The sequence below is a fragment of the Spirillospora sp. NPDC049652 genome (assembly GCF_040675125.1).
GTDB lineage: Bacteria > Actinomycetota > Actinomycetes > Streptosporangiales > Streptosporangiaceae > Spirillospora.
In genome coordinates, this window is the sequence record NZ_JBFAOF010000011.1 from 20,435 (window position 1) to 32,829 (window position 12,395).

The following is a 12,395-nucleotide window of genomic DNA, read 5'->3' on the forward strand; positions in this document are numbered from 1 at the left end:
GAGTTCACTGGGTTGTCACCGCCTGGGCGCCGCGCCCTTCGCTGGACGGAGTTCCTGGGGGCCGGGTGCCAGTGGCAGAGCAGCGTCGATTTGGCTGGCGCGGTGATGGTTTGGTTGAGGCGGGGGGGCTTGTTTCACGTGAAACGGCGGCGGAGGAGGGTTTCGCAGAGGGGGCCGAGGTCGAGGCCGGCGGCGGCGACGGCGCGGGGGAGGAGGCTGGTCTCGGTCATGCCGGGGGCCACGTTGACTTCGAGGAAGTGGACCTCGCCCGCCGCGTCCACGATCAGGTCGGTGCGGGAGAGGTCGCGGAGGCCCAGGGCGCGGTGGGCGGTGAGGGCCGCGCGGGTGGCGTGATCGGCGGCCTCGGGGGTGAGGCGAGCGGGGACTACGAACTCGGTGTCTCCCGCGTCGTAGCGGGCCGTGTAGTCGTAGCGGCCGTTCGGGGTGACGACCTCAACGGCGGGGAGAGCGCGCGGGCCGTCCGGACCGTCGATGACGCTGACGGCGACCTCGGTGCCGGCCACGTACCGTTCGACGAGGGCCGCGTCGCCGTAGGCGAAGCACGCGACCAGCGCGGCGGTGAGGTCCTCGGCCTTGTGGACGGCGGAGGCGCCGAGCGCGGAGCCGCCGCGTGTGGGCTTCACGAAGAGCGGCAGACCCAGGCGGGTGACGATCAGGTCGAGGACGGCGGCGGCTCCAAGGTCGTGGAAGAGCTCCTTGGGGAGGGCGACCGAGGCGGGCGTGTTCACCCCGGCGTGCGCCACGACGGATTTCGCGGTGGGCTTGTCCCAGGCGACCCGGCAGGCGTCCGGGCGGGCGCCGACGTAGGGGACGCCGACCAGTTCGAGGATGTCGCGGATCGCGCCGTCCTCGCCCATGGCCCCGTGCAGAACGGGGAAGACGACGTCCGGGGGGTCCGCGGCGAGGCGGTCGAGCAGGTGGGCGTCGGCGTCCCGGAGCTCCACCGGGATGTCCAGGGCGCGCAGCGCGTCCGCGACGCGGCGGCCCGAGCGCAGTGAGACCTCGCGCTCGTAGGAGAGTCCTCCGGCGAGCACGACGACGTGAGCGAATTCCACTGCGGTTCCTTCGGTGCGGGTGAGCTGGTCGGACGGCACCCATCATGGGGGCAAGCGCCGTTTCACGTGAAACGGGGCGGGGTGTCGGCGGGTTATCCACAGATCGCGCTTCGGCTTTCGTTGCCTCTTCCGCTCCTCGACCATGGACGTATGGGAGGGATCGAGGGGCGACAGCGTGATCACCGAGGCGGAGGCCTCAGAGAAAAGCCGCGCCCCCCGCCGTGGCAGGCGGGGGGCGCGGAGGGATCGAACCAGAGGAGGGGTGCCAATCAGACGACTTCGGGGCCGGGCGTGTCCACGCCGGAGGAACCGCTGTGCCCGACGCCGCCGAAGGTGTCGCGGGTGCGCAGCTCGTTCTCGATGACACCGGCCAGGCGGCGGACGCCTTCGCGAATGCGGTCCGGCTCGGGGTAGCAGTACGAGATGCGCATGTCGCGCCGGCCGTTGCCGTCGGCGTAGAAGCCGGTGCCCGGGACGTACGCGACGCGCTCGGCGATGGCGCGCGGAGCCATGGCCTTGGCGTCCAGACCTTCAGGGAGGGTGAGCCAGACGAAGAATCCGCCCGCCGGGCGCGTCCAGGTGCACCCCTCGGGCATCAGCGTCTGCAAGGCGTCCAGCATGGCGTCGCGGCGATCCCGGTAGAGCTGGCGGAACTCCTTGATCTGCTCGCGCCAGGGCTGCGTGGCCAGGTACTCCCGGACGGCCAGCTGGGAGAAGCTGGAGTGGCAGAGCACCGCCGACTCGGCCGCGAGGACGAGCTTGGCGCGCACGGCGTGCGGGGCGAGCGCCCAGCCCACCCGCAGCCCGGACGCGATCGTCTTGGAGAACGTGCCGAGGTAGATCACGCGCTCGGAGTCGTCGGCGCGCAGCGCCCGCATGGGCTCGCCGTCGAAGCCGAGGAGCCCGTACGGGTTGTCCTCGATGATGAGGATGTCGTACTCGGCCGCGATCTCCAGCAGACGCGCGCGGCGAGGCGCGGACAGCGTCACGCCCGCGGGGTTCTGGAACGTGGGCACGGTGTAGAGGAACTTGACCGTGCGTCCGTCCCGCCGGAGACGCGCCAGCGTCTCCTCGAGCGCCTCCGGGACGAGCCCGTTCTCGTCCATCGCGACGTGCACGACGTCCGCCTCGTACGAGGCGAAGGTCCCCAGCGCGCCGACGTAGGACGGCCCTTCCGCGAGGACGACGTCGCCGGGGTTCACGAAGATCCGCGTGATGAGGTCGAGCGCCTGCTGGGCGCCGACCGTGACGATCACGTCGTCGGCGCACGCCTGGACGCCCTCCAGCGCCATGACCTCGCAGATCTGCTCGCGCAATCGCGGATCCCCCTGCGCGGAGGCGTACTGGAGCGCCTCGGCCCCGTTGCGCGCGATCAGGTCCCCGACCATCCCGCCGAACTCGTCCAGGGGCAGCGCCGAGACGTACGGCATCCCCCCGGCCAGGGAGACGACCTCGGGCCGCGAGGCGACCGCGAACAGGGCCCGGATCTCCGACGGCACCATCCCGGCGGCGCGGTCGGCATAGCGATCGGTGTAGGCATCTGAACGCGAGTGCTGCTCCACGAGCCACCTCCAGGGGATCGGATGTCCCAGCAAACTACGGCATCCATCCCGCCCCGATCCGGAGAACCCCCCGCATCTCCCACGACCGGGTCACCCCACACCCCCCAACCGAGCCATGCCTCAACGCCCCGCCCCGTCCCATCTCACCCCGCCACCCCGGGCGACCATCCACCCCGCCCCGGGCGACCATCCACCCCGCCCCGGGGACCATCCACCCTGCCCCGGGGACCATCCACCCCGCTCGGGGCGACCATCCACATCACCCACGGCAACCACCCACAGCACCCGGGGCGACCATCCACCCGCCCGGGGCGACCGTCCACCCCGCCCCGGGGCGAGCGTCCACGCCGCCCGGGGCGACCATCCACCCCGCCCGTGGGCGGACCATCCACATCGCCCGGGGCGACCATCCGCATCGCGGCCGCGGTCGGCATCTTGGTTGGCCGTCCACAAGGCCCTTACCGAGGCGACGCGCAGCGACGCGGACGCCGGCGGACGCGGCGGACGGCCCCGTCGTCTGCGTCCAGCCGCGCCGGACCAGCCGCCGCCAGCGGCGGCGCTGACCGGCGAGACACACCTCCCGGGCGGGGGCGTGGCCACAGAACGGCGCGCGCCTGGCGACGGACGAGCCCCGCAGCCCGGGCGCCCACCCACCTCCCAGCCGTAGCGGCCGCACACCCGCCGATCCTTCGGCCAGTCCACGCCACCCAAGCCCTCGACGTCCCGGAGGGCTTCCCAGGTCGGCGCACCGGTTCCAGGCCATTGTCTGCTCCTGGCTGCTCAAGGGACGGCAGGGGTCGGCCAAGGCTTGGTTCTGCGGGGCTGGGGCGGGGCGGCGGGGTACGGGATTCCAGCTCTGGGGCGGGTTTCTTGCTGGGGAGGGGCTCGGAGGGCTTGGGTCCTGGCGGGAGGGGACTGGCTCGGCGACGGGGCTGGGCGGCAAATCGGGTTTGGGTGGGAGGGGTTCGTTACGATGCCGGGGATTGGTGGTCGCCGGGAACGGGGGTGCCGGGTCGGTGTCGCGTCGTCTGGTCAACATCACGCTGGACAACCTGGATGATCTTCCGCGCCGGTGCCGTGGGTGCGTGTTCTGGGAGCTCGACCCCGTGGGCCTCGACCGGGCGGTGAAGGCGGGGGACCCGGGGCTGGAGAAGGAGGCCTGGGTCTCGTCCACACTGCTGGAGTGGGGGTCCTGCGGAAAGATCGCCTATGTCGACGACGTTCCGGCCGGGTTCGTCTCGTTCGCGCCGCCGCTGTACGTGCCGCGGTCGATCTCGTTCCCGACCAGTCCGGTGAGCGCGGACGCGGTGCTGCTGATGACCGCGCACATCGTCCCGGAGTTCGCCGGGGGAGGGCTCGGGCGGATGCTCGTGCAGGGGGTCGCGAAGGACCTCGTCCGGCGCGGGGTGAAGGCGATCGAGGCGTTCGGCGACCTCAAGGGCGAGGAGGGGAGCTGCATGGTCCCCGCCGACTACCTGCTCTCGGTCGGATTCAAGACCGTCCGGCCGCATCACCGGTATCCGCGGCTCCGGCTGGAACTGAAGTCAGCCCTGTCGTGGCGTGAGGACGTCGAGATGGCGTTGGAACGCCTGCTCGGCTCCATGACCCCCGAGGGGATGCTGCGTCCCGTGTGAGGGGCGCTGAGAGACGCGCGAAGGCCCCGCCTCCAAGGGGAGGCGGGGCCTTCGGGACGCCGGGCGTTACAGGAACTCGGCGAGGTCGCGGAGCAGCGCGGCCTTGGGCTTGGCGCCCATGATCTGCTTCACGACCTCACCGCCCTTGTAGACGTTCAGGGTCGGGATCTGCATGACGCCGTACTGGGCGGGGATCTTCGGGTTCTCGTCGATGTTCATCTTGACGATCTTGAGCTTCTCCCCGTGCTCCGCGGAGATCTCCTCCAGGACCGGTCCGACCAGCCGGCACGGACCGCACCACTCGGCCCAGAAGTCGACCAGCACCGGCTTGTCGCTGCCGAGGACGGCGGTGTCGAAGTCCTTGTCGGTCACGGCATCCATGGAGTCTCCCTTGGTTCTCGTACACCGGGCGGCCTGCGGGCGCCGGTCAGCCCTCGCCGGCGAGGACGGCCGGGTCGGTCTGCGGGACGGTGTCGGCCTCGCCCTGGTCCTGCAGCCAGCGCTCGGCGTCGATCGCGGCGGCGCAGCCGGTGCCGGCGGCGGTGATCGCCTGCCGGTAGGTGTGGTCGACGACGTCGCCGGACGCGAACACGCCGGGCAGGTTGGTGCGGGTGGTCGGGGCGTCGACCACCAGGTAGCCCTCGTCGTCGGTGTCGAGCTGGCCGGTGAACAGGTCGCTGCGCGGGTCGTGGCCGATCGCGATGAACAGGCCGGTGACCGCGAGGTCCTCCTCGGCGCCGGTCTTGACGTTGCGCAGCCGGACGCCGCTCAGCTTGTCCTCGCCGTGCAGGGCGGTGACCTCGCTGTCCCAGGCGAAGCGGATCTTGTCGTTGTTGAACGCGCGGTCCTGCATGATGCGGCTGGCGCGCAGCTCGTCGCGGCGGTGCACCACGGTGACCGTGCGGGCGAACTTGGTCAGGAAGATGGCCTCCTCCATGGCGGTGTCGCCGCCGCCGACGACCGCGATGTCCTGGTCGCGGAAGAAGAAGCCGTCGCAGGTGGCGCACCAGGAGACGCCGCGTCCGGACAGCGCGTCCTCGCGGGGCAGGCCCAGCTTGCGGTGCTGCGAACCGGTCGCGACGATCACCGCGTGCGCGCGGTACACGTCGTCGCCGACCTTGACGATCTTCGGGTCGGAGGTGAGGTCGACCTCGGTGACGTCGTCGGTGATCAGCTCGGCGCCGAACCGCTCGGCCTGCTTGCGCATGCCGTCCATCAGGTCGGGGCCCATGATCCCGTCCGCGAAGCCGGGGTAGTTCTCCACGTCGGTGGTGTTCATCAGCGCGCCGCCGGCGGTGACCGAGCCCTCGAAGACCAGCGGCTTCAGGTCGCCACGGGCGGCGTAGACCGCGGCCGTGTAGCCGGCGGGGCCGGACCCGATGATGATGACGTTGCGGACGTCGTCGCTCACTGTCTCAGTGCCTTTCTCGAGGGCCTTCGGTACCGGAGGGGCGGGGACGCCGGGCCGTTCTCGGGATTCCCGGAGCCGTTCCGGACCGCCAGTCGCGTCAACCGATCCTAGGGCCCGATGATTCCCGGCCGTCCCGGGGCGGGGGCGGGCTGGACATAAGCTTGCCCACATGGCGCGGATTCTTCTCCTGCACTCCATGTACGGGCTGCGGCCCGCCGTCCACCAGGCCGCCGACCGGTTGCGGGCACGCGGGCACGAGGTGCACGTCCCGGACCTGTACGACGGGCGTGTCGTGGACGACCCGGACGAGGCGATCGAGATCAAGGAGGAGATCGGGCGGGACGAACTCCTCAAGCGCGCCGTCACCGCGGCGGCGCCGCTGTCCGGGCCGGAGGGCATCGTCTACGCGGGCTTCTCCCTGGGCGGCGCGCTCGCCCAGAACCTCGCGCTGGCGGACGAGAACACGCGGGGCCTGCTCCTGATGCACGGAACGTCCGACATGGCGGACGACGCCTCCGCGCCGGACCTGCCGGTCCAGCTCCACGTGGCCGATCCCGACACCTACGAGCCGGTCGACTGGCAGAACGCGTGGTATCTGCGCATGCGTCGCGCGGGCGCCGACGTCGAGGTCTTCCGCTATCCGGGAGCGGGGCATCTGTTCACCGACCCCGAGCTGTCCGACTTCGACGCCGAGTCCGCCGAACGCGCCTGGGAGATCGCCGAGGACTTCCTGAAGGAACTCTGAGCGGAAGCTCTGAAATCGGCCCCGAAACGCTTCGCTGAGAACGATCCTAAGGACGGCTCGTGAGAGCCGACCGCGACCTCCGCTTCTCCAGATCCCTCTGAGAGACGTCTGGAGAAGCCGAAAATCGCCCCTCGAAGCACCGTCAGTGAACACGAAACGACGGCCGTCCGAAAACCGGACGGCCGTCGTCCTCTTGGTGCCAAGGAGCGGGCCTAGCCCGCAGCAACCTCAGCCACGCGCGCGAACGCGTGACCTGCCCGGTGCAGCGATGCCGAAGGCGAGCGCAACCGGGCAGATCGCGAAGCGATGCCGCGTTCGCCCAGACCCGGTCACGTAGCGAGCCCCTGGGCGAGCGAAGTGGGCCGAGTCTGTGACAACTCAGCCGGCCACCTGGGTGTGGCTGATCAGCCGCTGATTCTGCGGCGTGCAGTCCGGGTGGACGATCCACACGTCGTACCGTCCGCTCGACGGGCCGGGCAGGGCGATGACCACGGCGGGCGCGCCGTCGTAGCTCGCCTGGTCGACCAGCACGGGCCGGACGGTCTTGGCCACGGCCGCCACGCACTCCTGGACGGCCGTCTGCGAGCCCTGGAGCGTCTGGCTCCCCGCGTGTTCGCCGACCGCTCGCTTCAGCTGGGGGCCGAGCGAGGCCGCGCGGTAGTCGGTGCCGGTCGAGACGATCTGGTAGCCGCCGGCCGGGGCGGGCGCGGCGCCGCCGGAGACGTAGGTGTGCTTGGGCCCGGACGGGTCGCTGACCGGCGGGACGTTGTTGGTGACAGTGCCGTCATGCGAACCGCCGCCGCGCAGGATGGCCGTTCCGACCGCCGTTCCGCCGCCGAGCACGACCACCGCGGCAGCGGCGGCCGACAGGACCCGCCAGTGCCGCTGCTTGCGCCGCTGCTCGAGGCTGACCACGGTGGCCGTGTGCAGCGACTCGGCGGCCAGGGCGGAGTCGATCCGCTCGGCCAGCTCGGCGGGCATGGGCGGGAGAGGCGCCTCCGCCAGGATCCGGGAGACGTCCGCAAGGTCGGCGGAGCGGTCCCGGCATTCGGCGCAGGTGTCGAGGTGCGCGTTGGCGGAGGCGGCCCGGTCGTCTTCGAGTAGTCCCTCGGCGAGATCGGCCAGGGTGTCGTAGTCGAGGTGCGGGGTGATCATCGGGGTGCGCCACCTCCTTCCACACCTCCGACGTTCCGCGCGTCCCTTCGGTTCCGATGCTGGCGCAGAAGTGGCGCGAGCCTCGCCCGCCCGCGGGCGCACCGGGACTTGATCGTCCCAGGTGGGACCTCCAGGACGGCCGCCGCGTCGTCCACCGAATATCCCATCATGTCCACGAGGACGAGGGCCGCGCGCTGCTCGTAGGGCAGGTGCGCGAGGGCCTGCCGGACGTCCAGGGAGATCCCGTGCGCGTCGGTGGGGTCGGGCATCTTGGGCGCGACGGCGTCGAAGGTCGCGTCGTCCCCCATGGGCGTGGCCGGACGCACCGAGCGGCGGCGGATCCGGTCCAGGCAGGCGTTCACCACGATGCGGTGCAGCCAGGTCGTGACGGCGGCGTCGCCCCGGAACCGGCCGGCGGCGCGGAACGCCGAGAGGCAGGCGTCCTGGAGGGCGTCGGCGGCCTCGTCGGGGTCGCCCAGGGTGCGCAGCGCGACGGCCCACATGCGGTCCCGGTGGCGGTGCACCAGCTCGGCGAAGGCGTGCGGGTCCCCCTGGGCGTGCCGGGCGAGCAGCTCCTTGTCCGGAACCTCGTCCACGCGCGGCGTGCTCACCGAGGCCATGACCGCACGCCTTCGGAGGTCACCGGAAGACCGGGAGCGGCCGCGCCTGCTGAGGAAGACACCACAGATTCCTGGGGGGAGGGGACATTCTGCTCACAGGAACGATACCGAGAGACCCCGCTCAACGGCACAACCCGGAATCGCGCGGACGCGATCGCCACCCCATCGTTACCGGTGCCGACCGTGTTCCGGCCCGCGCTCCGGTGCTCCGCCCGGCGCGTTAACCGGCGGAACCCAGGATCGTGACCTCGCTCAACTTCGCCTTGAAGCCATCGGGAACGGGCGTGGTAAACCAAATGCAGACATACTGCCCGGTTCCGGCCTTCTCCGCCTTGATCGGGAACGTACTGCTCTGCGAGGACGCCTTCCCGATGACGCGCAGGGAGCCGAGGGACTTGGAATCGCCGACGCGGAGCTCGACCGGCGCGCCCGAAACGCCCGCGGTGTCGACCCGGACGCTGTCGACCTTCACCTTGCGGCCCATGTCGAAGACGACGCCGAGGCCGTTCTTCAGCTTCCCGAAGTTCTCGCCGTGGTACCCCGCGCTCTGCCAGGACCGGCCGTGGCCGCCGCCCTTCAGCAGGACCTCCAGGTTCTTGCCGATCTGGTGGTCGGTGTCGCCGCGGGAGTCCTCCAGCGAGTCGACGCCGACCGGCTTGAGCGTGGTCGAGGCGGGTTCGGACGGCGAGGACGTCTGGCCGTGTCCGGCGACGCCGCCCTGCTGCCCGGTGCCCTTCTTCGAGTCGTCACCGTTGGACAGCGCCCAGGCGCTCAGCCCGACGACGACCGTCAGGGCGGCGGCGGCGATGCCGATGAGCCCGCGGTTGGCGGGCGTGCGCGGCGCGCCGTGGCGGCTCGGACGCCCGACCGGGGCGGTCGGCTGGACCGGCGGCACGCCGGCCGTGGCGGGCGACGAGCGCAGCGGACGCGCCGGAGCGGCCGCGCGCGGCGCGGGCTGGGCGGGCTGCGCCGTGGGAGGCGGCTGGCGGTACGCGGTGGTCGTGTTCGCGTTGCCGTTCGCGGGCGCGGCCGGACGGGGCGCCGGCGCGCCGCCGAGCCCGGCGAACAGCGGCAGCGGAGTGCGCGGGACCCGGCGCAGCGCGGAGGCGAAGTCGGCCGGGGTCTTGATCGGCTCGGGGTTCGGGCCGCTGGCGGGCGCGGGCAGGCCGAGGCTGCGGCACACGATGTCGTCCACCGCGGACGGCACTCCCGCCTGCACCAGGCGCGGGGCCAGCAGGGCCGGGGGTTCGTCCGGGGCGGTGACGTTGGCGGCGGCGCCCCGGTCCGGGGTGGTGACGGTGAGGTCCTTGTCGTGCGCGCCGGACGTCCTCGGACCGCCGGAGCCGGACGCTCCCGTGGTGGGGGCCGCCGGGAGGGACGAGCACGACGGCTCGCCCGGCCAGTACGCGGTCAGCGCCGCGTAGAGCATGGACCCGAGGCCGCGCGTGTCGACGCCCGCGGGCGTCTCGGAGTAGCGGTCGGCCAGGACGGCGTCGGTCGCGACGCCGAGCACCTTGACCGTGCCGCCGGTCGTCCAGACCAGGTCGCGCGGGGACAGGCACAGGTGCGCCAGCCCGGCGGCGTGCGCGGCGGTCAGCGCCTCGGCGGCCTCGTACAGCAGCGTGGTGGCGCGGCCCGGCTCCAGCGGGGCCTTGGCGAGCATCTGCTCCAGCGTCTCGCCGACGACCCACTCGCTGACCACGTAGGCGCGCTCGCCCGAGTCGTCGGCGTCGAAGACCTGGGTGAGGCGCGGGTCGGTCAGTCGGGACGCGGCGCGCGCGGCGGTGACGACCTCGTGGACGCGCGGGAAGCCGGGCTCGAACGTGCGGACGGCGACGGCGCGCGCGAGGATCTCGTCGATGGCCTTCCACAGGGACGAGCCACCCGAGTCCTTGATGCGTTCTTCCAGCCGGTAACGGCCCGCCAGGCGGGCGCCGGGCTCGATGACGGACGTGCTCACGGCAGTGTCCAGCGCAGGTGGTCAGATCCCATGTTCGTGGCGTGGCAGCTTACGCCTCCGACCCTCCTCTTTGCAGTCCCCAGGGTGTCAGCCCGCAAGCCGTAGTCCCCCACATGGTAGTGGCTAGCCCGCTTGCCGGTCGCCTTATCCGCGCGGGTGCCGTGGAGTTTGCCATGCCTCCCCGCGAATCCGCGGACGATACCCGCGAAGCGGGCGGACAATCGCGACCCGGGGATGCTACCCGGGGCCGGGAACCCGCAGGACCGGTCCGGAAAGGCGGGACACGGGCCTCTCGCGCGCCCCATGGCCCGCCCACCAGGCGACCTGGACGGTGTCCCGGCCGGGCGCGCCCTCCGCCCGGGAGGGGCGTGATCTGTGTCTCGTGGGCGCACGTCTCGTCCCCTATGTCCGGTCCGTATCACGCGTCCACCCGCGTCCCGTCTCCCCGGGGCATCATCCCGGGTGGGGGGCGCGGCCTGGTGTGGTGCTCGGGGGGAGTTCAGCGGCGGCCGCCGGGGAGGCGGGACGCGACCATCGTCAGCATGGACTGGACCTCGCCCACGCGCATGAGCCGGGCGAAGAGGAGGTACAGGACGCCGCCGCCCGCGCTGCCCACCGCGAGGGCGAGCAGGCCGGGCAGCAGGCCGCGGCCGAGCGCGGCGGCGACCACGGCGTGCACCGCGTAGGCGAAGCCGATCAGCGGCCAGAGCGCGACCAGCAGCTTCAGGTGGGTGCCGATCACCCGGCGGCCGTCCATCCCGCCGAGCTTGCGGCGCAGCACCACCCAGCAGACCATGGTGCCGACGACGTTGGCCAGGGCGAACCCGGACGCGATCCCGACGATGATCCACTTGGGCGGCAGCAGGTAGTACGCGCCGACCGCGCAGAGGACGTTGGTGCCGACCGTGGCGAACGCGATGAACGCCGGGGTGCGGGTGTCGTTGTGCGCGTAGAACACCCGCATCATCAGCTGGTAGATCGAGAACGGCACGAGCGCGATCGCGAACGCCTGCATGACGCGGCCGATGACCTCGGCGTCCGACACCGAGGTGGAGCCGTGCGCGAACAGCACCACCGAGATCTCCGGGCCGAGCACCGCCATCAGCGCCGCCGCCGGCAGGATGATCACCGAGGAGAGCCGCAGCCCGGCCGAGAAGTCGTCCCGGACCAGGTGGGACGCGCCCTCGGAGGCGTGCCGGGACATCCGCGGCAGCAGCGCGGTGATCACCGAGACCGCGACGATCGCGTACGGGAGCTGGAAGATCATGTACGCGGTGGAGTACGAGCCGTACCCGTACACGTCGCCCGCGCCCGCGTTGTGCGCCTTGGTGCCCGCGCTGTTGCACAGGGCCGTGACGACCGTGAACGCGGCCTGCGTCAGCATGACGTAGAGGAGCGTCCAGCCCGCGAGCCGCCCGACGCCGCTGATCTCGCCCTTCTGGAAGTTCAGCTTGGGCCGCCACCGGAACCCGACCCGGCGCAGCGACGGCCACAGCGCGATCGTCTGGAGCACGATGCCGCCGGTGGTGCCGATCGCCAGCAGGTAGAACTCGGTGTCGGTGATCGTGGACGCGCCGACCGTCGCGCCGCCCGACACCCACAGGAACGCCCCGCCGATCGCGATCATGACGACGTTGTTCAGCACCGGCGCCCACATGGGCGCGCCGAACGAGCCGCGGGTGTTGAGGATCGCGCCGGCGAACGCGCCGATCCCGTAGAAGAGGATCTGCGGCAGGAAGAACAGCGCGAACAGGATCGCGATCTTGCGCTCGTCGCCGTGGTAGGACGGCGCGGACAGGGTGATCAGCAGCGGCGCGGCGAGCATCGCCACCGCCGACAGCGCGACCAGGCCGAGCACCGCCAGGGTGAACACGCGCTGCTCGTACTGCTCGCCGTACGCCTTGTCACGCTCCTTGGCGCGGACCAGCAGCGGCACGATGACGCTGGTCAGGATGCCGCCGAGCAGCAGGTCGTAGATCTGGTTCGGGAAGGTGTTGGCGGTGTTGTAGATGCCGAGCAGCGCCCCGTTGGACAGCGCCGCGACGATCGCCGCCGTCCGCAGGAAGCCGGTCACGCGGGACGCGATCGTGCCGAGCGCCATCATGGCGCCCGACTTCAGCAGGCTCGACCCGCCGCCTCCGCCGTCACCGCCGCCGGTCTCGGCCGGCGCCGCCGGAGCCTCGGTCCCGGGCGGGATCGGCAGGTCGAGCGCGGTCTCAGCGGCCGCGCCCA

10 protein-coding genes are annotated in these 12,395 nt (G+C 72.0%); 2 read left to right on the forward strand and 8 right to left on the reverse strand.

The window, feature by feature from the left end; genetic code table 11:
- Positions 1 to 134: 134 nt before the first annotated feature.
- Both AB0J52_RS01965 and AB0J52_RS01970 read right to left on the reverse strand, forming a co-directional pair.
- Positions 135 to 1,076 (reverse strand): D-alanine--D-alanine ligase family protein, encoded by a 942-nt coding sequence (locus AB0J52_RS01965; protein ID WP_500179670.1) that lies wholly within the window; start codon positions 1,074 to 1,076, stop codon positions 135 to 137.
- 269 nt (positions 1,077 to 1,345) lie between these two features.
- Positions 1,346 to 2,578, reverse strand: a complete 1,233-nt coding sequence (locus AB0J52_RS01970) for an aminotransferase-like domain-containing protein (RefSeq protein WP_500179680.1) — start codon at positions 2,576 to 2,578, stop codon at positions 1,346 to 1,348.
- Positions 2,579 to 3,654: 1,076 nt separating this feature from the next.
- Here AB0J52_RS01970 and AB0J52_RS01975 point away from each other — a divergent pair.
- A complete protein-coding gene (locus AB0J52_RS01975) occupies positions 3,655 to 4,272 on the forward strand; it encodes a GNAT family N-acetyltransferase (protein ID WP_500179671.1) in 618 nt (205 codons plus the stop codon).
- 66 nt (positions 4,273 to 4,338) lie between these two features.
- Here AB0J52_RS01975 and trxA read toward each other — a convergent pair whose 3' ends face one another.
- Positions 4,339 to 4,653: a thioredoxin gene (gene trxA / locus AB0J52_RS01980; protein WP_500179672.1), complete on the reverse strand. Its 315-nt coding sequence runs from the start codon at positions 4,651 to 4,653 to the stop codon at positions 4,339 to 4,341.
- A 46-nt stretch (positions 4,654 to 4,699) separates the two neighbouring features.
- On the reverse strand, positions 4,700 to 5,683 hold the full coding sequence (trxB, locus tag AB0J52_RS01985) for a thioredoxin-disulfide reductase (protein WP_500179673.1): 984 nt from the start codon (positions 5,681 to 5,683) through the stop codon (positions 4,700 to 4,702).
- Positions 5,684 to 5,852: 169 nt separating this feature from the next.
- Between trxB and AB0J52_RS01990 the strand changes: the two genes are divergently transcribed.
- Positions 5,853 to 6,428, forward strand: a complete 576-nt coding sequence (locus tag AB0J52_RS01990; RefSeq protein WP_500179674.1) for a dienelactone hydrolase family protein — start codon at positions 5,853 to 5,855, stop codon at positions 6,426 to 6,428.
- Positions 6,429 to 6,806: 378 nt separating this feature from the next.
- On the opposite strand, the gene AB0J52_RS01995 is transcribed toward AB0J52_RS01990, so the two are convergent.
- The 4 genes from AB0J52_RS01995 to murJ all read right to left on the reverse strand — a co-directional run.
- Positions 6,807 to 7,583, reverse strand: a complete 777-nt coding sequence (locus AB0J52_RS01995) for an anti-sigma factor family protein (RefSeq protein WP_500179675.1) — start codon at positions 7,581 to 7,583, stop codon at positions 6,807 to 6,809.
- Positions 7,580 to 8,203, reverse strand: a complete 624-nt coding sequence (sigM, locus tag AB0J52_RS02000) for an RNA polymerase sigma factor SigM (protein WP_500179676.1) — start codon at positions 8,201 to 8,203, stop codon at positions 7,580 to 7,582. Before sigM ends, AB0J52_RS01995 begins: the two co-directional genes overlap by 4 nt.
- 220 nt (positions 8,204 to 8,423) lie before the next feature.
- A complete protein-coding gene (locus AB0J52_RS02005; RefSeq protein WP_500179677.1) occupies positions 8,424 to 10,163 on the reverse strand; it encodes a protein kinase family protein in 1,740 nt (579 codons plus the stop codon).
- Positions 10,164 to 10,662: 499 nt separating this feature from the next.
- On the reverse strand, positions 10,663 to 12,395 hold a 1,733-nt coding region (murJ, locus tag AB0J52_RS02010; RefSeq protein WP_500179678.1), incomplete at its 5' end, for a murein biosynthesis integral membrane protein MurJ.

Bases quoted from the DNA above. Each gene is read 5' to 3' on its own strand.
- AB0J52_RS01990 (WP_500179674.1), top strand. From the start codon at position 5,853: ATGGCGCGGATTCTTCTCCTGCACTCCATGTACGGGCTGCGGCCCGCC.
- sigM (WP_500179676.1), bottom strand. From the start codon at position 8,203: ATGGCCTCGGTGAGCACGCCGCGCGTGGACGAGGTTCCGGACAAGGAG.
- AB0J52_RS01995 (WP_500179675.1), bottom strand. From the start codon at position 7,583: ATGATCACCCCGCACCTCGACTACGACACCCTGGCCGATCTCGCCGAG.
- AB0J52_RS01970 (WP_500179680.1), bottom strand. From the start codon at position 2,578: ATGGTGCCGTCGGAGATCCGGGCCCTGTTCGCGGTCGCCTCGCGGCCC.
- trxA (WP_500179672.1), bottom strand. From the start codon at position 4,653: ATGGATGCCGTGACCGACAAGGACTTCGACACCGCCGTCCTCGGCAGC.